This is a genomic window from Paenibacillus sp. CH40 (assembly GCF_024213605.1).
Classification (GTDB): Bacteria; Bacillota; Bacilli; order Paenibacillales; family Paenibacillaceae; genus Paenibacillus; species Paenibacillus polymyxa_B.
The window spans coordinates 1-20801 of sequence record NZ_JANAVQ010000005.1 but is presented as its reverse complement, the minus strand read 5'-3'; the positions used below and the strand labels follow the sequence as shown (position 1 = coordinate 20801).

At 45.0% G+C, this 20801-nt stretch carries 21 protein-coding genes, 6 tRNA genes and 1 pseudogene; 4 read left to right on the top strand and 24 right to left on the bottom strand.

The features are described from left to right. Nucleotides 1-43 precede the first annotated feature (43 nt). A pseudogene (locus tag NLX73_RS15970) lies at nucleotides 44-709 on the bottom strand (potassium channel family protein); the annotation flags it as partial. 160 nt (nucleotides 710-869) lie between these two features. Here NLX73_RS15970 and NLX73_RS15965 point away from each other — a divergent pair. Beyond that, a complete protein-coding gene (locus NLX73_RS15965; RefSeq protein ID WP_016819939.1) occupies nucleotides 870-1103 on the top strand; it encodes a small acid-soluble spore protein SspI in 234 nt (77 codons plus the stop codon). A gap of 151 nt (nucleotides 1104-1254) precedes the next feature. Here NLX73_RS15965 and NLX73_RS15960 read toward each other — a convergent pair whose 3' ends face one another. The 3 genes from NLX73_RS15960 to NLX73_RS15950 all read right to left on the bottom strand — a co-directional run bounded on the left by NLX73_RS15960 (nucleotide 1255) and on the right by NLX73_RS15950 (nucleotide 5653). Then, nucleotides 1255-2835: a peptide chain release factor 3 gene (locus NLX73_RS15960; RefSeq protein WP_013311888.1), complete on the bottom strand. Its 1581-nt coding sequence runs from the start codon at nucleotides 2833-2835 to the stop codon at nucleotides 1255-1257. Between the two features lie 309 nt (nucleotides 2836-3144). Beyond that, complete coding sequence (gene zwf, locus NLX73_RS15955) at nucleotides 3145-4701, bottom strand: glucose-6-phosphate dehydrogenase (RefSeq protein WP_069290361.1); 1557 nt, start codon at nucleotides 4699-4701, stop codon at nucleotides 3145-3147. Between the two features lie 187 nt (nucleotides 4702-4888). Beyond that, nucleotides 4889-5653 carry a YwmB family TATA-box binding protein gene (locus NLX73_RS15950; protein WP_254326672.1) on the bottom strand — a complete coding sequence of 255 codons (765 nt, stop codon included), beginning with the start codon at nucleotides 5651-5653 and terminating at the stop codon, nucleotides 4889-4891. Nucleotides 5654-5899: 246 nt separating this feature from the next. On the opposite strand from NLX73_RS15950, the gene NLX73_RS15945 reads away from it, so the two are divergent. Then, complete coding sequence (locus tag NLX73_RS15945) at nucleotides 5900-6364, top strand: hypothetical protein (protein ID WP_254326671.1); 465 nt, start codon at nucleotides 5900-5902, stop codon at nucleotides 6362-6364. Nucleotides 6365-6439: 75 nt separating this feature from the next. Here NLX73_RS15945 and NLX73_RS15940 read toward each other — a convergent pair whose 3' ends face one another. The 14 genes from NLX73_RS15940 to NLX73_RS15875 all read right to left on the bottom strand — a co-directional run bounded on the left by NLX73_RS15940 (nucleotide 6440) and on the right by NLX73_RS15875 (nucleotide 18348). Next, a complete protein-coding gene (locus NLX73_RS15940; RefSeq protein WP_013372995.1) occupies nucleotides 6440-7090 on the bottom strand; it encodes a response regulator in 651 nt (216 codons plus the stop codon). Then, the gene (locus tag NLX73_RS15935; RefSeq protein WP_023990236.1) at nucleotides 7068-8147 is read right to left on the bottom strand and encodes a sensor histidine kinase; all 1080 of its coding nucleotides are present in this window, start codon (nucleotides 8145-8147) and stop codon (nucleotides 7068-7070) included. The genes NLX73_RS15940 and NLX73_RS15935 overlap by 23 nt, the downstream gene beginning before the upstream one ends. Before the next feature lie 16 nt (nucleotides 8148-8163). Then, complete coding sequence (gene liaF / locus NLX73_RS15930) at nucleotides 8164-8811, bottom strand: cell wall-active antibiotics response protein LiaF (protein WP_076294256.1); 648 nt, start codon at nucleotides 8809-8811, stop codon at nucleotides 8164-8166. 149 nt (nucleotides 8812-8960) lie between these two features. Then, entirely contained in the window at nucleotides 8961-9665 is a 705-nt protein-coding gene (locus NLX73_RS15925) for a PspA/IM30 family protein (RefSeq protein ID WP_061829898.1), read from the bottom strand. Continuing rightward, nucleotides 9665-10153 (bottom strand): PspC domain-containing protein, encoded by a 489-nt coding sequence (locus NLX73_RS15920; RefSeq protein WP_013311896.1) that lies wholly within the window; start codon nucleotides 10151-10153, stop codon nucleotides 9665-9667. The genes NLX73_RS15925 and NLX73_RS15920 overlap by 1 nt, the downstream gene beginning before the upstream one ends. Nucleotides 10154-10160: 7 nt before the next feature. Further along, nucleotides 10161-10832 (bottom strand): PspA/IM30 family protein, encoded by a 672-nt coding sequence (locus NLX73_RS15915; protein ID WP_250260445.1) that lies wholly within the window; start codon nucleotides 10830-10832, stop codon nucleotides 10161-10163. Nucleotides 10833-10924: 92 nt separating this feature from the next. Further along, the gene (locus NLX73_RS15910; RefSeq protein ID WP_013311898.1) at nucleotides 10925-11236 is read right to left on the bottom strand and encodes a LiaF transmembrane domain-containing protein; all 312 of its coding nucleotides are present in this window, start codon (nucleotides 11234-11236) and stop codon (nucleotides 10925-10927) included. Nucleotides 11237-11363: 127 nt separating this feature from the next. After that, complete coding sequence (locus NLX73_RS15905) at nucleotides 11364-12590, bottom strand: MFS transporter (RefSeq protein WP_254326670.1); 1227 nt, start codon at nucleotides 12588-12590, stop codon at nucleotides 11364-11366. A 152-nt stretch (nucleotides 12591-12742) separates the two neighbouring features. Continuing rightward, on the bottom strand, nucleotides 12743-13294 hold the full coding sequence (locus tag NLX73_RS15900; protein ID WP_039272741.1) for a TetR/AcrR family transcriptional regulator: 552 nt from the start codon (nucleotides 13292-13294) through the stop codon (nucleotides 12743-12745). A 438-nt stretch (nucleotides 13295-13732) separates the two neighbouring features. After that, entirely contained in the window at nucleotides 13733-13972 is a 240-nt protein-coding gene (locus NLX73_RS15895) for a NifU family protein (protein ID WP_254326669.1), read from the bottom strand. Between the two features lie 325 nt (nucleotides 13973-14297). Further along, nucleotides 14298-15695, bottom strand: a complete 1398-nt coding sequence (gene sufB, locus NLX73_RS15890) for a Fe-S cluster assembly protein SufB (RefSeq protein ID WP_023990245.1) — start codon at nucleotides 15693-15695, stop codon at nucleotides 14298-14300. Between the two features lie 43 nt (nucleotides 15696-15738). Then, nucleotides 15739-17046, bottom strand: coding sequence for a Fe-S cluster assembly protein SufD (sufD, locus tag NLX73_RS15885; RefSeq protein WP_023990246.1), 1308 nt, complete (start codon nucleotides 17044-17046; stop codon nucleotides 15739-15741). Between the two features lie 23 nt (nucleotides 17047-17069). Continuing rightward, a complete protein-coding gene (sufC, locus tag NLX73_RS15880) occupies nucleotides 17070-17846 on the bottom strand; it encodes a Fe-S cluster assembly ATPase SufC (RefSeq protein WP_023990247.1) in 777 nt (258 codons plus the stop codon). Then, nucleotides 17827-18348 carry a MarR family transcriptional regulator gene (locus NLX73_RS15875; protein ID WP_023990248.1) on the bottom strand — a complete coding sequence of 174 codons (522 nt, stop codon included), beginning with the start codon at nucleotides 18346-18348 and terminating at the stop codon, nucleotides 17827-17829. The genes sufC and NLX73_RS15875 overlap by 20 nt, the downstream gene beginning before the upstream one ends. Nucleotides 18349-18567: 219 nt before the next feature. Between NLX73_RS15875 and NLX73_RS15870 the strand changes: the two genes are divergently transcribed. Both NLX73_RS15870 and NLX73_RS15865 read left to right on the top strand, forming a co-directional pair. Then, a complete protein-coding gene (locus tag NLX73_RS15870) occupies nucleotides 18568-18783 on the top strand; it encodes a hypothetical protein (RefSeq protein ID WP_254326668.1) in 216 nt (71 codons plus the stop codon). A gap of 680 nt (nucleotides 18784-19463) precedes the next feature. Then, nucleotides 19464-19961 (top strand): tyrosine-type recombinase/integrase, encoded by a 498-nt coding sequence (locus tag NLX73_RS15865; RefSeq protein ID WP_254326667.1) that lies wholly within the window; start codon nucleotides 19464-19466, stop codon nucleotides 19959-19961. 257 nt (nucleotides 19962-20218) lie between these two features. Here NLX73_RS15865 and NLX73_RS15860 read toward each other — a convergent pair. The 6 genes from NLX73_RS15860 to NLX73_RS15835 form a co-directional block, all read right to left on the bottom strand. Further along, a tRNA-Leu gene (locus NLX73_RS15860) sits at nucleotides 20219-20297 on the bottom strand. 11 nt (nucleotides 20298-20308) lie between these two features. After that, nucleotides 20309-20383 (bottom strand) — tRNA-Cys (locus NLX73_RS15855). A gap of 12 nt (nucleotides 20384-20395) precedes the next feature. After that, nucleotides 20396-20467: transfer RNA gene (locus NLX73_RS15850), tRNA-Gly, on the bottom strand. 7 nt (nucleotides 20468-20474) lie between these two features. Further along, nucleotides 20475-20549 (bottom strand) — tRNA-Gln (locus NLX73_RS15845). Nucleotides 20550-20559: 10 nt separating this feature from the next. Next, nucleotides 20560-20632: transfer RNA gene (locus NLX73_RS15840), tRNA-His, on the bottom strand. Nucleotides 20633-20649: 17 nt separating this feature from the next. Beyond that, nucleotides 20650-20723, bottom strand: a tRNA-Trp gene (locus tag NLX73_RS15835). Nucleotides 20724-20801 lie beyond the last annotated feature (78 nt).

Genomic DNA, 20801 nt, shown 5'->3' with positions numbered 1-20801 from the left:
AAACATAAATGATGTATCACTTTTGCTTTAACACCAAGCCTCATTAGGCTGCAAAAGCCAGCTCCAGCTTGGTCAGATCATCCTTGTGGCCTACAATGACCAGCACATCACCCGACTCCAGACGATCTTCGGCATAAGGTGAAATGTTCATTTCCTGATTTCTGCGAATCGCCATCACATTACAGCCGAAGCGTGCGCGTATGTCGAGCTCTTTGAGATTTTTTCCAATCATGGAATCGGCGGCTCTCATCTCCAAAATACTGTAGTCCTTGGACAGCTCGATATAATCCAAAATGTTGGGAGATGTCAAATGATGGGCTACCCGTAACCCCATATCCCGTTCAGGATAAACGACTTTATCCGCACCTATTTTTTGCAGCACTTTCCCATGCAGTTCATTTTGTGCCTTGACCACAAGAGCGGGTACGCCCATGTCCTTGAGAATCAATGTCGTCAGAATACTGGCCTGTATATCTTCACCAATCGCAACTACGATTACGTCAAAATTACGGATACCCAGCGCTCGCAGCGCTTCCTCATCCGTCGAGTCGGCAGACACCGCATGCGTCACAATATTCGACATTTCCTGTGTACGCTGCTCGTCCGAGTCAATAGCCAGCACATCAAAACCCATCTCACTCAGCGCACTGGCAACACTGGAACCAAAACGGCCCATACCAATGACCGCATACTGTTTTTTTGCCATTCCTTCTTTACCTCCCGATCACCATACTGTCCGTCATAGTATAGCATATCATGCTACAAACATAAATTTTGACATACTTATGCCAAATGCTTCTCCATGTATACTGGACAACAGCCCAAGCCATAATACATTCGACCACTACTACAACATACGGGAGGTACACATGCCCATTACAATGGATTTACGACAAGCAATTGTTCACAAAGTACACGGCAAATCAGAAGCTGATCTTACGGACATGATTATTGGGTCAGTGGACGGACCGGAGGCCGCTTTGCCTGGGTTGGGTGTCATTCTTGAAATTGCTTGGAAGCATATGAGTCCAAACCAGCAGCACGATTTCGTCCATTTGGCACATGAACAAATCGATAAAATCAAACCCGTACCCTTAACCTAGCTCTAGCTATTTAACATTTGGTTCCGATTTAATTGTGCTCATTATTTTACCCGTATTCGAAAATGAGAATAGTCCACTCGCATTAACATCGAGTGGACTATTCGTGGTATACACTAAATGACCGAGATCAAACTGTTCTGCTTATTCAATCTTATGGAGCCATTTCTAAGAACTTAGCTGTCGGATTTTTCTCCATAGCCGTACGCATCGCATACTCGTTTTCGAACAAGGCGACATAATTTCCTTTCTTATCCTTTACCAGCGTAGAGTTAATACGGAACTTGCTCGGGTCAATCTGATCATCCACAATCCAACGTGCAAATTGGAATGGCATACGCTGAAGCTGTACATCAACGCCATATTCACCCTTCATGCGGTACTCAAATACTTCAAATTGCAGTTGGCCGACAACACCCAGTAGCGTATCGTCGAAGCTCACCGTACGGAACACCTGAATCATACCTTCCTCGGTCAACTGATCAATACCCTTCAGATACTGTTTGTGCTTCAAGGCATTTTTCACCGTTACCTTGGCAAAAATCTCAGGCGAGAAGGTCGGCAATTCATCAAACACAACCTCGCTACCTTGGCTGAGTGAATCACCAATACGGAAAATACCCGGGTCAAATAATCCTATAATATCGCCAGGAAAAGCCTCCTCGACAATATCACGGTCCTGTGCCAGGAACTGCTGTGGCTGAGACAACTTAATCTCCTTACCCATCCGCACATGCTTAACACTCATCCCGCGTTGAAACTTACCGGAGACAATACGCAAAAATGCAATACGGTCACGGTGAGCCGGGTTCATGTTCGCTTGGATTTTAAATACATAGCCGGTAAACTTTTCGTTTGTTGGCTCAATTTCCCCAGCTGTACTACGCCGCGGCTCCGGTTTAGGAGCAAGCTGAAGGAAGTTTTCCAAAAATGTTTGTACACCAAAATTATTAATCGCACTGCCGAAGAATACAGGTGTTAATTCTCCGCGCTGTACTTTCTCCATGTCAAAAGGGTCACCCGCGACGTCAAGCAACTCCAAGTCTTGGCATAATTGGTCATGCAAATATTCGCCAGCCATCTCACGAATGATCGGATCATTGTAATCTTCCACTTTCTGTACTTTGATCGTGGAATGGTCATCTCCCTGAAACAGCTCGACCTGATTTTTGACACGGTCATAGACACCGCACAGCTCGCGTCCTGTACCAATCGGCCAATTCATAGGCACCGAACGGATGCCAAGCACCTGCTCCAGCTCTTCCATCAAATCAAAAGGACTGCGTCCCTCACGATCCAGTTTGTTAATGAAGGTGAAAATCGGAATTCCACGCTTCGCACAAACTTGAAACAGCTTAATCGTTTGCGCTTCCACACCTTTCGCTACGTCAATCAGCATGACTGCGCTATCTGCTGCTGTTAATGTACGATACGTGTCTTCACTGAAATCCTGGTGACCTGGGGTGTCCAGAATGTTGATGCGGTGACCATTATAATCAAATTGCATTACTGAGGATGTTACAGAGATCCCCCGCTGTTTTTCAATCTCCATCCAGTCACTCGTGGCGTGTTTGCTTGCTTTACGCGCTTTAACTGAACCCGCAAGACGAATCGCACCCCCGAACAGCAGCAGCTTTTCCGTCAGTGTCGTTTTACCCGCATCCGGGTGAGAAATAATCGCAAACGTACGCCGTTTGTCGACTTCCTGTTGAAGTATATCTGTTGTTTTACTCATTTCACATATCCCTTCATGATCAAATCCATTGCATTACTGCTCAAGCTATTCATAAAAAGGCCATGATGCACGCCTGTTTTCATAAGTTCATCGGCTCTATCGGCTATATTGCCGTTAGCTCCAGTATTCGGCGTACTCCGTTACCATATTCATTATAAATACGATCTATTTTACATGTTTTAGCCTGCCTTTAACTTATAATCAGTTGCAAACTGAAAACCTGAGACTAAGCTATTATAGCACACTCCGAACGCAAAGCATCCCCTTACGTCCTGAACAGGACATAGGGGGATGCAGGACAAATCGGGATTACTGAACGCCGCCTACTCGCCAGATGACATTATCTTCATCCTGACCGCTAACCGGCCACCACTTGAAGCCATCCTGCTCCAATAGCTTGTGAGCACCTTCCGGTCCCCATGAACCTGCAGCATAGGTTTCCAGCGTATCCGGGGTCTGCTGCCATGCTTTGGCGATTCGATCGACGAATCCCCATGCCGTGGCAACCTCATCCCAACGCGTGAAGTACGTCGAATCACCCTCAATTGCATCCATCAGCAACCGTTCATAAGCCTCCGGTGAGTTGATACCCACCATACAGCTTTGACAAAAATCCATAGCCAGTGGCTCAATATCTGATTCGGAACCGGGTTTCTTGGCATTGATTTTAATGTAAATGCCCTCCATTGGATTGACCCGAATCACGAGCAAGTTCGGTTCCAGCTTATGCTTTTGACCGAGGTACACGTTCGTTGGCATGCTCTTAAATTCCACAACAATCTCCGTTGTTTTTACAGGGAGACGTTTGCCCGTACGAATATAGAACGGTACGCCAGACCAACGGAAATTATCAACAAACACGCGTGAAGCAAAATAAGTCTCTGTGTTCGACTGTGGATCAACCTTGTCTTCTTGGCGATACCCCGGCAACTGCTGACCGCGATAACTGCCTTCGGTGTATTGACCACGCACCACATTGGTTTTCACATCCTCAGACGTTTCAAAAGGGCGTAGCGAACGCAGCACTTTTACCTTTTCATCACGGATATCCTCAGGCAACAAGCGACTAGGTGGTTCCATCGCAATCATCGTTAGCATTTGCAACATATGGTTCTGTCCCATATCCCGCAAGGCGCCGGAATGATCGTAGTAACCTCCGCGTTCCTCCACCCCTACCGTTTCACTAAGCGTAATTTGCACATTGGCAATATGCTTATTATTCCACAGTGGTTCAAAGAAGGCATTCGCGAAGCGGATCACCTCAATATTTTGTACCATTTCCTTGCCAAGATAGTGATCAATCCGATAAATTTCTTCTTCGGCAAATACTTCTCGTATTTCAACGTTCAATTCTTGTGCAGATTCGAGGTTATAACCGAATGGCTTCTCAATCACCAGGCGATTCCAGCCCTTTCCATCCATCATGCCGCCATCTTTCAAACTCTTCGACACGCTTCCGAATAACTCAGGAGCCAAGGCCAAATAAAACAACCGATTTCCCGGTATGTTAAACTTGCTTTCTATAGACTCCGTCTGCTGTCTCAGCTCATGGAACCCTTCGACATTGTTGATATCCAGCGATTTATATTCAAAATGCTCGGCAAATGCCTGCCATTCTTGATCATTTTCTGCTTTGTAGCGACTAAACTCCTGTATGGAAGCATACAGGTCATTACGGAATTCTTCTTCTGTGCGAGGACGCCTTGCTACACCAATAACGGCAAAATCGTCAGCAAGCTTGCCTTCGCGGTACAAGCTGTAAATAGCAGGAAAAAGCTTGCGACGAGCCAAATCGCCCGTAGCGCCAAAAATAAACAGAACTGCGCCTTGCGTCACAACAGATTCTTTAACAGGTATGTCAGCCATGAAGTACCTCATTCTTCCCATGTCAAGATTCCGCAATCCACAATCCCCGAAATCTGCATGTAGTATTGTGTATATTTATACAAGATCATACTTGATTTTCGAAAAACATGGAACTAAAGATTTGTTGATATTTTATCATATCCTACATGGATAAGCTATCCGATGAATCATAAATTTACCTTATAAGTCAGTATTCAATCGTGATAAGCGGGAAACCGAGTGTTATACGTGTATCCTGCTGCTCCCTATCTTCATGTACAGCCATCTGCATCTGGACCTGATGCTCACCGCTTTGAACCATTAACGGCAGCTCTGGAGCTTCATAGGATATAGCCACAGTAGTCGCATCCGTATATCTTTCTTTGGCCTGCATGGAGATGTTCCCTGCTAAGCTCGCCTCTGTCAGTTTCAACAGTTGATCTTTGGATTCCTTGGTATGCAGCAAACGCTGAAGGGCCGTGTTCCACTGTGCTTGAATTCCCATAGACTTTAATTGCTCAGCACAAAGCTTATGAAGCTGAATCAACCGCTCACGTCCTGCATCATTGCTCTCCAGTTGAACAACTACATACCATTGTCCAGTTTGACGTTCCATCACATTTAAGCGGATTTTTAGATCCTCACTATCACGAACAGAACGATAAACCGTGTGTCCTTTTTCTACGAGTTTGTTTACTGTGGGTATATTCAGCTGATCAGCTATCTGTGCCGCCACATCTGCTGGCTCTTCATGGTTAGAAATCCAATCGCCTTGCCACTTCACAACCAGCTTATCCAACGTACCCGGGGTCTGATCCGAGATGATTAACAATGAGCGTAAAGCCGTTTCTGCCTCGCGGGAGTCATTTCGGTTTGTCTGAAGGGTTCCGTAACGCCAGCCAGCTAGTACCAGCACCGTTCCTAATACCAAAATTGCAATAATCCCCTTTTTAATCAGCTCTGCTTTTAACATTATCGTTCCCCCCGCTCCACAACCATCCGTTTCCCACACCTACGCTCTGGATACTTTCTTTTCGGCTGGATTGAAATCTATGAATCTATCAATAGCATTCCCATTGTCAGAGGTTTTATACACACAGCACTACGGCAAATCCCTTCTAAAATATTCATCTGCCTACTGGGTGTTCGACCATACATCGTAGGCACCGTAAGAATAGACTATGATCACAATGCATCTTACACCAAAAGAGGTGAAATCATGTTTCCGATTTATCCTGTAAATGAAGCCAATGTGGCACCTCATGGTGGACGTCTGGTCTGTGCCGTTATGCGTGATGGTACACGACACATCGGCATCTTAAGTGGGTGTAGCAAAGGCAAGCTGATGTTGAACGGATATCCACCTTTTTTTCCTGGCAGTCTCTATGCCGGGAGCTACAGTAACAAAGGAAAACAAACCCCGAAAAAGATTTCCTCTAAAAAGAAAAAAAGGAATCCTACAAACAAAGCTCGTACCTCTGCCAAACTAAATGCCTTAATTAAGCCGCCCAACGCACCTCTGAGTCCATCCTTTCCTTATGACGCAGGCGGATTTGCTGGAAATGGCTATAGTAGTTATGGAAATGGCAGAGCAGGCTATCGCGGTGGGTACGGCGGATATGGATACGGGGCAGGGCTTGCATTAGATCTGGCTTTAATCGCCTTTTTATTCCTCCTGATCTAAACAACTTGTTATAGAACACAAAAAAACCGGAGGACTATTGTCGTCTCCGGTTCTTTGTATTCGTTTATTCTACTTCTACTCTGCTAATCCGTTCTTATAGGCATAGATCGCCGCCTGTGTACGGTCTTCCACTCCTAATTTAGCGAGAAGGTTCGTGACATGGAATTTTACCGTCTTAATCCCGATAATCAGCTCATCTGCGATATCCTGGTTAGACTTCCCTTGTGCCAACAGGCGTAGCACCTCCATCTCACGATCAGTCAGCTCCGTATGCGCGGGTGCCTCAGCCTGTGGCTGGCGGAATCGATTCATCATCTTGGAGGCCACCTGTGACTCTAGTACGGACTGTCCGCGTGCAGCTGCACGGATCGCATCCGCTATCTCGGAAGCACGAGACGTTTTGAGCAAGTAGCTGAATGCCCCTGCCTCAATGACCGGATACATTTTCTCATCGTCCAAATAACTCGTCAGCACAATCACCTTGGTCTCTGGAAGCAGGCGAGTTACTTGGCGTGTCGTTTCGATGCCATCCATGCCATCCATGACCAGATCCATCAAAATCACATTTGGCTTGTATTCAGAAGCCAACCGTATGCCTTCTTCTCCGCTTCCGGCCTCGCCGACCACTTCAATACCTTCTTCCGTCCCCAGCACCGCCGCAAGACCAATCCGTACCATTTCATGGTCGTCTACCAGCAGTACGCTAATCGGTAATTCCGTTTCCATGATCATCGTTCCTTCCGCTTTCATCATTAATAACTGGAACGGACACCTCGATCCGTGTTCCTTTTCCCGGAGCCGTTATATACTGAATAGCTCCCCCAATCTCACTGACCCGCTCCTGCATTGTGGATAATCCATATGAAGTCTGCTTTTTCTCATCCAGTTCAAAACCAATACCGTTATCCCGAATCGTCAGCCTGATAGAATCCGGGCGTTGCACGATACGAATTTCCATGCGGGTTGCTTTGGCATGGCGCAATGTATTAGACATCGCTTCCTGAACAATGCGAAACAAGTGGTTCTCAATGCCTTTAACCAACTGTACTCCGCTTTCAATTTCAAAATCAATCTCCATCGGTACCTTTGCCTGCAACTCTTGTACCAAATCACGCAAACCCTGCTCAAGCCGTTTCCCTTCCAGATAGACAGGCCGCAGATGAAGTAGTAACGCCCGCATTTCGGATTGTGCCACGGAAGACATTTCTTCAATTAGCGCAACTTGCCGCTGCGCTTTATCAAAATCCTTATCCAGCGTCCTCCCCACAGCCGTCGCCGTCATTGAAATAGCAAATAATTGCTGTGATACGGCGTCATGCAACTCTCTGGCCAGCCGCTGCCGCTCCTCCACAATCGCAGTCATCCGTGCTTGTTCTGCCAGCTGAGCATTATCCGTGGATAAGCGTTGTAAAGACGTAACTTGTTCCTGCCATTTACGCCCAATCCGTTCCAGCTGCTCACCCAGCCTGCCAAGCTCATCATGCCCTAGGGGCGGCAACTCACGTGCTGGCGTTCCCTTTTCCCACATCAGCAACGTCTCTCTCAACATTTCCAGTCTGCTTTTAAAGCGGTAGCTTTCATAAAATCCGTACATTGCCCCTGTACCAATCAACACCAGTATAACGGCTCCTGCAACTTTCAATATCATTCCCCAGGTTGGGAACGACTTCACATATCCATATGTATACAGCATATAAAAGACAACTACGCCCACAACAACACACAGGAGGATACCTTCACCCATACTGCGGGTTACCATGTTGGACGTTTTTTTATGATTCATCCCGGCTCCTCCTGATTCAATAAAATCGGACGCGGACATCGCCCGCCAAGTACGAAACGACAAACTTCACTTTATACTCACTCTGCTCAAAATGGGGGGACTTCCAAACCAGTCGATTGAGCATCCCCGCCTCATGGTCACGGTCAAACTGAATCTGTCCGAACAATATGAACATCTCCACCTCTACACCGTAATTATCCGGTAGGGTGATGTCAATATCACCGAAGATCCCCTGCAAAAATATGACGGGCTCACGTTCCTCTGGGAGAGCCAACGTCAGGTCGGCATCCACGTCCCCAACCACATGCCATATGCTTGTGCTGCGCAGGCTCCAAGGCACTTCATCCCATTTATGATTGGATATAAAATTGTGCTTGAATATGGAGCTTTGACCTTTATGCAGCTTCCTTGAACGTGAATAGAATACAGCTAATGATGCTAGTGTAACTACCACAAACAGGAACAAATGATCCAGCACTAACAATCCAGCACCAATCGCGAGCATCGTGTAGCCCTTTTTGATTTTGGAATTGCGGATCTTATATATTCCGGCCAACATTAGGATCAGTGCAACCACGGAGAGGAACCCAATCCACTGACCGAATAAAATGATAATCCCGATGCCAATCCCTGCCAGTGCCAAGGCTGATTTTTTTCTCTCCATGCTGCACCCCCTTTTTGTTTATACAGGACGGAAAAGCCATAGTGGCGCAACATTCCGCCATATGGCTTTCCTGAACCATACAGATTAGGCACGATCATCGACCAATGTCCATTCCATACAGCATATCATAATGTCTTGTTTCCGAGTAGTCAGTCCTTCTTCATATCGACTGGTTTAGCACCTGTCTGAATTTTGGACTTAAGCTGTTGAAGCTGCTCATCCACTTTAAACTGTTTTTCAGCCTCAGCCGGATTAACATATGCTTCTCCTGGAGCTTGACGGTAAGGAGCACGCAGTACGTCAGCTTCAGCTTCCATTTGCATGATTTTTTCTTCCATACGGTGGAAGCCCAATGAAGCAGACCCACTTTCAATCGTGTGCAAACTATTGATTTGAGACATTTGCTTTTTGGCTTTCGCCATTTGAGCACGGGATACCAACTCATTGCGCTTGTTGCGCATTTTATAGAATTCATCTTTCATGTCGTGAAGCTGCTGTACCAATTCTTTTGCTTGAAGCTCAGCTTGTGTATGCAAGTCGCGGTATTCGTCCTGCTTCTGCACAAAATAAATCTTCTCTCCCAACAGCTTGCGCGCTACTTCTTCCTGACCATTTCGTAATGCGGATTCAGCTTGCTTCTCACGCTCATTGGATACACGCACCGCTTCCTCCAAACGCTGTTTCATACGTCGTTCATTCGCCATTTGCTTGGCAACCGTTACCTCAGCCTCGTGAATTTCCGCCTCCATATCGCGCAAATATTGATTCAACATAATAATCGGATCTTCCACTTTATCCAACACTTCATTCACCGATGCTCTTGTCATATCCTTCATTCTTTTAAAGATCCCCATTATTTACGATCTCCCTTCTCAAATTGCTCTACTTTTTTGCGTAACTCTGCCAATTCTTTTTTCATTGCCTTTTTCTCGATATCTTCCATCATGGAATCCAGGTCACTGTTCTGACCTGTGTTAAATTTAGATGAGTTGCGGGCATCTTGACCAAAAAACGGGTTCGAATTGCCATATGCACCGCCCTGGTTGTAACCAGTTCCCTGCCCATACTGCGATCTTGTATTGTTACTGCCATAATAGCGTGGATCCTGTTGATTGTAGGGACCGCTGTCAGGGCCAAATCCTCCATCGAAAGGAGATCTCGGCTCCTTGGAGATAACCAGGGCCGCAATTACATAAATCATAAATGTGGTTCCTGCTGTAATAAAGAAACTGATCACAACCAGAATACGAATCCATGTTGAGTCCATTCCTGTTGCGTCAGAAAGACCGCCACATACACCTGTTATTACTCTATCCCGGCTTGATCTGTAAATTCGGGTCATTATCAAATTACTCCTTCCCGCTGTTGTTCAGCTTGCTTTTCAGTCTCGCCCACTCTTGTTCGAGCAGCGATCCACCGCCTTGGGCATCCTGTACATGGTCGCCCTCACCCCGACGTAAATCACGCAGACTCATCGTTTCTGCTTCCATATCGGCTACCCGGTCTTCCAAGCGGTTGAACATTCGGGGAACATTCCGTCCACCGTATGTACCAGCCCGTTCGTTCATTTGCTGCTGGAGTCTCAACGTCTGTACACGTGCCGCATAATACTGACGCTTGCTGTGTACCGTTTGATATTCTGTCTTTAACGTATCTAGCTGTTGTTCTAGCTCACGTAGTGATTCACGGCTCTGCTCCCACAGTTCTCTATACTGCTCTTCTTTTTCTGCATATAGCATTTTCTCCTGAAGGGCCAGCTTCGCGATATGTTCTTCATCAGCCTTCAAAGCCAGTAGCGCCTGTTCCTCCCGTTTGGTCTGCATGGACAATGCATGATCCAACTGCTGCTTCATCTGTCTTGTATGCATCGCATACTGTTGATGGAGTTTTTCCGCTTCGGCAATTTCCTGGCGGGTATTATACAAGAACTGGTCAATCAGTTGCACTGGGTCTTGGCTTTGTTCCAAATGCTCATTGAAGGTCGCTACCGTGATATCGCGCATTCTTCGAAAAACACTCATTTGCGTCTGCTCCTTTCACAATTCGTATCCCATAATTCAACAATTCAACACTTCGTTACTGCAATCTTTCTTCATTCGCCAAACTGCTAAAATCAGTAACGTCTTCTGCGGTCACTCAGCAGGGAAACACCAAATATGATTAACCCGATTGCCAGTAGCGGTCCCAGAAGCCAGGACAGTTTGCCAAGCAAAATCAGTACCCCAAGTACAAGTACGATCCAGCCGAAGAGCGCATTTCCTTTTTTCACACCGTAGTAGCCTAGCATGACCATAGCTATCGGAATTAAGTAACCAATCAGATGTCCTAAAAAGTGACCGAAAAACGGAGTAAACTTACCGAGCAGCATAATCGAACCCAACACGATCAGTACAATGGCTAACCCATTCCCTTTGTTAACTCTCATCATCTCTCACCGCCTTTCACTGTGTCTTGCTTATGTCCTTATTGTACGCTGAACAAGCGTTTGACAAAACGGACCCCAGACGGTTTTTGAACCTAGACCTAAGTCGGGGATGAGTATAGACCTGCGGCTATCCTCCTCTATGCTGTTCTGCTGCATGGGCTATCGAGTATTGCTCACCCGCTTGCTTGGAACGTAGTGAAAGGACGAGACAAGCCAGTAACGCTATAGCTGCAACCATATAAGGCAGATTAATATGAACATCGAATAGTAATCCCGCAACAAGCGGTCCAATCACATTACCCAAGCTGGTATAGGACGAGTTCATGCCTGCCACAAAGCCTTGCTCATCTCCAGCCTGCCGCGATAGAGAAGTGCTTACTGCCGGACGAAGGATATCCATAGCCAGAAAAATGATGAAGGTCGTCAGCATAATCATCACGTACTGTTCAGCAAATAGGGTTAGAAAAATGAACAGGCCCCCAATAGCCAAACAGAGGTGAATTATTTTTTTCTCTCCAAAACGATTAATGATCCATCCAAATATAGTCGCTTGGACAACTGCTCCCAAAATGGAGCCTGTCGTTATGATGATGGCAATATCCATCGGTGTAAAACCATATTTATGGTCAACAAACAGTCCAAATACTGTTTCAAAGTTCGCTAACCCAAAAGCAACGACAAATACAATGAGTAAACCCATGAAATATGGAGATTGATATGACTTGGCAAATTGCTGCAAAAGATTTTCTTTTTGACGTGGAAGCTCTCTATTATATTGTTGCTTTTCCTTGCTTAAAGACTCAGGCAGTACTAACAGAGACAAGATAGCTGCTATTCCCGCAGCTCCTGCTGCCGCAAAAAAGGGAATGCGTATTCCATATGTGGCAAGCAATCCGCCAATCCCTGGCCCGATTATGAAGCCTGTGTTGATCGCTGCATTGATCATGCCCATTCCCTTGCCTCTTTCCTCAAACGAGGTCACATCAGCAACATAGGCCATAATAGAAGGAGTAAGCAACGCTGCCCCTGCTCCACCCATGATTCGTGCTATGAACAGGGTAGGAATGGAATTCGCCAGTCCAAAAACAAGCTCTGATAACATGAAGATGAACATCCCAGAAACAATCAACTTTTTACGTCCATAACGATCAGACAACTTTCCTGACAATGGTGATAACAAAAGCTGTGTCAACGCAAAAGCTGCAACCATCAGTCCCATCGAGGAACCATTCATCCCTAGCTCACTTATAAACTTAGGTAACACAGGGACAACCAATCCAATCCCCATGAATGCCAAAAAAATGTTAAGCATCAATAACAGCATTGCTCCTCGATTTCTTGTGAGTATAGACATATTTCCACCCTTCCTTTTCCGTATCTCTTTATTCAACATTAGGTAAACTTCATTATTCTTTTTCAAAAACAATTGAAACTAAAATTGTTTTCTTAGTTTTCATATAAAAAAATGGCCTCTTAAAATATGCAGCATATTGATGAGGCTATTTTTTATTTTTCGACCAATCCGAACAACAAAATATCTACAATAGAATAAGTTGCTTCCTCTACCGTCACACTGTTATCCAGAAAGAAACGCTGATCAAGCGTTAAATTTACAGATTCAATAATAAGCTTCATGATCAGAGCCTCATTTTTGTTCACTATTATTCCTTCTCGAATGCCTTCCTGAATTAATGTTCTAATCGGAGACCAGTCATTTAAATCGGCATGTACCCTTTTCCATTGCTCAGGATAATACTTTTTCATCTGGTCCAATATTCTTAAATCGTAAAACTTATAATACAGAGGCATGACCCTAATCGACTGCTTAATCTTGTCTAACAAAGATAACTCATTATTTTCGATAATCTGCTCAGTTTTTCGAATCATATCATCATTTGTACGCTCAATAAGTGTTTCTAAAATAAGCGTCTTAGACGAAAAATTTTCATACAATGTACGCTTACTAATAGCGAGTCTTTTCGCAAGATCATCCATAGTAAATTTCAATCCATTTTCATGAACTTCATCTACAAAAGCCTCCAAAATTCTTTCCTGCATATTCATCCTCATTTCTTTCGTACTTAATAAACTAAAAATGTTTTTTCAGTACCACCATCTTACTATAAGATCAAAGATCTGGTCAAATTTAAATCTATTGAGAAAACCTAAGCAAAGTTCTTCCCTCAACTAATCTAAATCCAAGTTAGTTTTGTTCCTTAAATCATGAGTATGAATAATAAAAAGGATGATAAAATGCTTTTAAGCATTTTATCATCCTTTTTGTATACCGGCGAGAGGACTCGAACCTCCATGGTTTCCCACTCGATATCGAATACAATCTTGATAATACCTTGTTTGATGAAGTAAAAAAAGTGTCGCTCGTCGATTTCGACCCGCAAGGTAATCTGTCGATGTACTTTGGTATTGAGCAGCGGGATCAACTTCCGTAGCTATGGTCTGCGACAGGACTAACTCAGTTGCTTAGTATCAAGGAATTTAGAATACTTGTACAACTTCTTTAATATCATCAATTTCCTCAAGAATTGCGCGCTCAATAGCAACCTTTAACGTAATCGTAGCACTTGGGCAACCATTGCAAGCTCCCAAAAATCTTAATTTTGCTATACCGTTCTCAACCTCGACCAGTTCAGCATCTCCACCGTCACGCAGTAAGAAAGGACGTAGTTTGAGAAGAACTTCCGATACTTCATCGAATAAAACTCTATTTTCATCCATTATGTCAACTCCTCCCATTGTTTTACCATTCTTCAAATCAGACCTTTTTTCACCCTAGATCGTCTGAGTGATCCTTTGCTTTTTGCCTAAGAGTGACCTCTTGATCCGAAAGTTCCCTTATAAGCGTATAAATAGAGTCTAAAGGTATCATCACACCACAACTTGCGCTCAATCCTGACAGCATATAGAAGCAGAACTGAAGTTTTCGTATCTCTCGGGCAATTTGAGCTAGTTCTGAATCGTCCGAATTATTTTTCTTCATTACTAGCACGCACCTCGCACTTCTTTAAAGAATGATAAAGGTTTGATCTATTAAATTAATGAATCAACCGATGCTTCCTTCCATCTCAAATTGAATCAACCGATTCATTTCAACGGCATATTCCATTGGCAATTCTTTGGTAAACGGTTCAATAAAGCCCATTACAATCATTTGTGTAGCATCTTGTTCTGTAAGCCCGCGGCTCATTAAGTAAAACAATTGTTCCTCGGACACTTTGGATACTGTTGCCTCGTGCTCCAAAGTAATCTGATCGTTTTTAATTTCATTGTACGGAATCGTATCTGATGTTGACATGTTGTCTAATATCAACGTATCGCACTTAATATTGGACTTGGACCCTGCGGAATCGCGGCTGAAGCTGGACAACCCTCGGTAGTTTACTTTTCCGCCCTGCTTGCTGATGGATTTGGATATAATCGTAGATGTTGTCTCGGGAGCAAGGTGAATTACCTTCGCGCCAGCATCTTGATGCTGATCTTTACCGGCTACGGCAATAGACAGGATGGACCCCTTGGCTCCCCGTCCTTTCAATAATACTGCCGGATACTTCATTGTTACCTTGGAGCCGATGTTGCCGTCCACCCATTCCATTGTGGCATTTTCTTCTGCCACAGCCCTTTGGGTTACCAAGTTGTAGATATTAGGAGCCCAATTCTGAATGGTCGTGTAACGGACACGGGAATCTTTCCGGCAAATAATTTCAATAACTCCACTATGCAGAGAACTGGTACTATAAATAGGTGCTGTACATCCTTCAACATAATGGACAAAGCTGCCCTCTTCGGCAATAATTAATGTCCGCTCGAATTGACCCATATTTTCAGAATTAATACGGAAATAACCTTGTATAGGAACCTCGCACTGAACACCCTTCGGAATGTATACAAAGCTACCGCCTGACCAAACCGCACTATTAAGCGCCGCAAATTTATTGTCGGCGGGAGGGATGATCGTCCCAAAATGTTGCTTAAACACTTCGGGGTATTGCTTTAATGCACTATCCGTATCAAGGAAAATAACGCCCTGATCCTCCAGTTCTTTCCGCATGCTGTGATAAACTACTTCCGACTCATATTGAGCGGATACCCCCGCCAGGAACTTTTGCTCCGCTTCAGGGATTCCCAGCTTGTCAAAGGTTGCTTTGATCTCGGAAGGAACCTCCTCCCAGGTCTTTCCCTGTTTTTCAGAAGGGCGAACGTAATACTGGATGTCATCAAGATTTAGCCCGGTCAAATCCGCTCCCCATTCAGGCATCGGCATTTTGTAGAATTGATTCAAAGCTTTCAACCGAAAATTGAGCATCCACTCCGGCTCTTCCTTGATCCGGGAAATTTCCCGGACAATCTCTTCCGTCAGACCTTTTCCAGATTGAAAAATAGACTGGTGCTTGTCGCGAAACCCATATTTATATTCGCCCATATCTGGTGCTTTTTTAGCCATTAGTATCACTCCTTTTTAACCTTTCAAGATTCATTTTGATTTGCTATGATCTGCCGAGCTTGCTTTCCACTAAATCTTTTAGGCGACTGCGAACACCTTCCAGCGGGATCTCCGAAATGACAGGAGCGAGAAATCCGAAAATAACAAGATGTTCGGCTTCACTCCGTGATATCCCGCGCGACATCAGATAATAGATTTGCTCTGCATTTACTTGCCCCACGGATGCAGCATGACCCGCGGTTACATCATCCTCATCTATCAGCAGGATCGGATTGGCATCGCCGCGAGCTTTAGGACTTAGCATAAGCACGCGTTCTGTTTGCTGACCATCACAATGGGTTGCACCTTTTTCAATTTTTGTAATGCCGTTGATAATGGCCGTAGCTTCTTCAAGCATGACTGCACGCGTAATCATCTGGCTTACCGAGCTTCTGCCAAAATGCTGAGCTTGAGTTGTATAGCTCGATTTTTGATTGCCCGTGCCAATAGCAATCACCTTATTGTCGGAGACCGCCCCGTTGCCTTGTAGCAAAGTCTTGGTATCGCTGGCGGTATAACCATTGTTCATCTCACCGATAATCCATTCCACACCCCCATCAGCAAGAACGACCGCCCGTCGCTGGGTGAAATCTGTTGTAGTTGCAGCAAGCTGATGAACCGAAGCTACTTGCACCTTTGAGCCCGCCCCCGCGAAGACCTCCGTCACACCGTTATGCAATACCTTGACATCATCACCACTCGATACACAATTATCCACATAAGTGATCTTGCTGTTGCTCCCTGCCACAATTAAGACGTGAGGAGCAAAACACACACCGCTTGTATCGTTAAGAAAGATCGCTTGAATAGGTGCTTCAACCTCTACACCGTCTGGGACATATAGAAAAACGCCACCACTCCATAAGGCACTGTGTGCAGCAGATAAACGATGTTCTTCTGGCTTTACTGCCTGAAAGAGATAACGTTGAACCAGCTCCTCATGCTCTTTTGCCGCAGTATGCAGATCCGTTAAAATGACTCCCTGGGCGGCTAAGCTCTCGGACAATTTCGTATACACTACATCCGAGTTGAACTGAACGATTAGCCCGCCTTTCACCGGAGAAGCAACCAAACCTCGAACAACCTCCGGCGCTTCCTCCAAACTAGACCACGCATTCTCAGCTTTGTAATCTCCACTTTCGTAGATATCCCATTTTTCGAGATTGATTTTCTCCACTTTAGGCAACTCCAGCGTCCCTGCCAGTTCGAGTGCGTGAACGCGGCGTTCAATCAGCCAACGAGGTTCATCCTTAGCGCTTGACCATGCGCGTAAATCGTCCACATTCATTGAAACTCTAGCTTGTATATCCACGTGCTGTTCCTCCTCTCCGGCTTTTAAGCTTCCCTTACCGTCTCATCCGTAATCCCAAGTTCCTCCTTCACCCAATCGTACCCTTCAGCCTCCAAACGGTGTGCAAGCTCCGGACCGCCAGATTTAACTATCCGGCCTTGCATCATGACATGCACAAAATCCGGGGTAATATAATTCAACAGTCGTTGATAATGGGTGATGATTAAAAAGCCTCTATCCGGGCTGCGCATCTCATTTACGCCATTGGCCACAATACGCAGTGCATCAATATCAAGCCCTGAGTCCACTTCATCCAGGATCACAAACTTGGGTTCAAGTAGCATCATTTGCAAAATCTCATTCCGCTTTTTTTCACCGCCAGAGAATCCCTCATTCAAATAACGATGCACAAATTCCGGGTTCATCTCCAGCCCCTTCATTTTGCTCTCCATTTCACGGATAAAACGGATTAAGGATATCTCATCGCCTTCTTCACGCCGTGCATTGATGGCACTTCTGAGAAAGTCCGAGTTGGTCACGCCAGCAATTTCACTTGGGTATTGCATAGCGAGGAACAAGCCTGCCTGGGCACGCTCATCCACCTCCATCTCCAGAAGGTCTTCATTGTCCAATGTCACCTTACCGCCAGTAACCTCATATTTGGGATGGCCCATTAAAGCTGAAGCCAATGTACTTTTTCCCGTCCCATTAGGCCCCATAATCGCATGAATCTCTCCGCCATGAATCTCCAGTGTGAGCCCTTTTAAAATTTCTTTTCCTTCAATCTTGGATCTTAATTCCTCAATCTTTAATGTCGTCATTTATCGTAAACTTCCCTTCGGAGTATTCTTCGGCACGCGCCACCAAATCACTCATAAATTTTCCAATAGTCTGCAGCTCAACCTCTGAATAGGATTCAATGAATTGGTAAAACCTTTCTTCTTTTTCTTTGTGCAGTTCTTTATGCAAATGATAAACGTGTCTTCCCTTATCCGTTAAACTAAAGTAAATCTCCTTACGATTGCTGTTCAGTTGACTTCTCATAATGAAGCCCATTTCCAGCAGCTTTGCACTAATTTTAGTAATGCTAGCTTTGGACAACCCCATCTTCTCCACAATCCCGGTATGATTTATCGGTTCATAATCACCAATGCAATCAATAACGTGTACACTAGTAATATTGTTAGAGAGCATGTCAATCTGGTACTTTCTGGCCTGTTGCCGAAATGAGTTAAATTCTTGTTCAGTATACAGCTCATTCAGATGTAGCATTTTAATATATTGCTCGTAAAGATGACCTTTAAAATGATTTTGAAACTCCAATTTCCCAATCTCCCCTCTCTTGTAGTAGTTGCAGACCAAGTTCAGTGTCACCATTAGATTATTTTTTGTTCACTAGTGAACAAAATCATATTAACACAATTGATATTGATAATCAATATCAATTGTGTTAAATGTGACGCAATTTTGAGGCGCTTTTCATGGGTTTGTTGTCATTGTCATCGGCCTCATGCTGTGTTTTGACTAGGGCACGTCCCGGAAATGGTTTTGCCTACCTCTGATCAATCCTGCTTTGCGGGGGTTGAACAATGGAACCAATTCGGCAGCACCCGGATGGATCTGGTAACCGAAGCCAAGTCCAATACCGTTGCCTATGAACGTCATGGTACACCTGCCACAGACCGGGGTCGCTACCGTAAAAAGAGGACAAAGGTGGTGCTTGACCGAGCTGTTTTAAAGCCGTATCGCCGCGTTTGAGTACGCTATCGTGAGCATGTATGGCAAAGAATAATCCGTCAGTTACCTGTGTCTGGATATGTTATGGAGCCAAAGAGTATACCAAAAACTGCGGTTTTTGCTGGTGAATCCGAACAGGCGATGCTCCATTCTAGCCAGCACCGATCTGACACTGGAGGCGACTTAGATCATCGAACTTTATACCGCCCGGTTCAAAATCAAATGCACCTTCTGGGCGCTAAAGCAATCCATCGGCGGATTCAGCTACCACTTTTGTAACAAATCCATTCCGAAGCTCAACCGGTATTTGAAAAAGGATCGGGTTCACCCTCTGGAGTTATTGGAAGAGGGAAAAGCGCAACGGGACATCCGCCTAACTGTAAAGATGAGAATGGTAAACGATAACCAAAATGGATCCCTACGGGGCTTAAGATAAAAGGAACCAAGAAAAGAGCCGAAATCTTGCTTCAGGAAGCCAGGAAGAATTATCATATGGAAGGACAAGCACTCGCGGTTGAAAACGAAGATATGCTGTAAGAGTAAAAGCGGCTACTCCATCCGTTAATAGCAAAAAGCTGTTCGTAGACTTTATGCTTCAATGGTTAGAGATGATGAAAAACAGTATCGGGCTTATCTCCTATATCTCCTATTCCGAACTGTAAAAGGCCGCGTAGATCCTTTTTCCGAGAGAAAGGGATGTATTGCTTGATGATTTAACTACAGAGGATTTTCAGACCTTGTATACCCATGAAATGAATGTGCAAGGTGTCAGCGCCAATACCGTTATTCATTACCACGCGAACATTTGCAGAGCCCTTCAGTATGCCGTGAAAATAAAGCCGATTGTGGCGAATCTCCCTGACTTAGTTGAAAGCCCAAAAAAGAACAATTACGTCGTGATCTTCTACAATGCCGAGGAGCTGGATCAACTCCTCGCAGTAATCCGAGGCGAAAGAATTGAGCTTTCCGTTATCCTGGCTGCCTTTTATGGGCTAAGCCGAAGCGAGGTCGTAGGATTAAAATGGTCGGCTATTGATTTATTGAATTGGACTATTAATATTAAACATACTGCCACATCGGGCAATTTGAATGGTAGATATATTGAAATTGAAAAGGACCGAACCAAGAATAAAGCCAGTCGCCGTATACTGCCACTGGTGGATACGTTCTATGAGCTTCTGATCCGTATGAAGGAATAACAGGAATCCTATCGCTTATCTTCTGACAATTCTTATTGTCTTGAATACCTGGAGTATATTTATGTAGATGTATTAGGGGTAAGCATGAAAGAAGTTCAGGAATGGCCGGGTCACAGTGATTACGCAATAATAGCCAATATTTATTCGCATTTGGAATACAACTCAAAGGTGTCTTCAGCTCAAGCAATGAGTGGGGTACTAAAGCTCAAATAAAAAAAGCTCACTAGAGAATGTCTCTAATGAACTCTTTTAGTTAATACCGGCGAGAGGACTCGAACCTCCACGGTTTCCCACTCGATTTTGAGTCGAGCGCGTCTGCCATTCCGCCACGCCGGCGTATTCAATTATGGAGGCGCCACCCAGATTTGAACTGGGGAATAAAGCTTTTGCAGAGCTTTGCCTTACCACTTGGCTATGGCGCCAGAGTATAACAAAGCGGACGACGGGAATCGAACCCGCGACCCTCGCCTTGGCAAGGCGATGCTCTACCGCTGAGCCACGTCCGCATAAAGATGGCTGGGGATATAGGATTTGAACCTATGCATGACGGAGTCAAAGTCCGTTGCCTTACCGCTTGGCTAATCCCCAATAAGTAAAGGGCGGCCGATGGGGCTTGAACCCACGAATGCCGGAGTCACAGTCCGGTGCGTTAACCACTTCGCCACGACCGCCGCAAGTTATGAATAATTGGCAGGGGCAGCAGGAATTGAACCCACACCAACGGTTTTGGAGACCGTTGTTCTACCTTTAAACTATGCCCCTATAAAACTGGTGGAGGATGATGGATTCGAACCACCGAACCCGTAAGGGAGCAGATTTACAGTCTGATGCGTTTGGCCA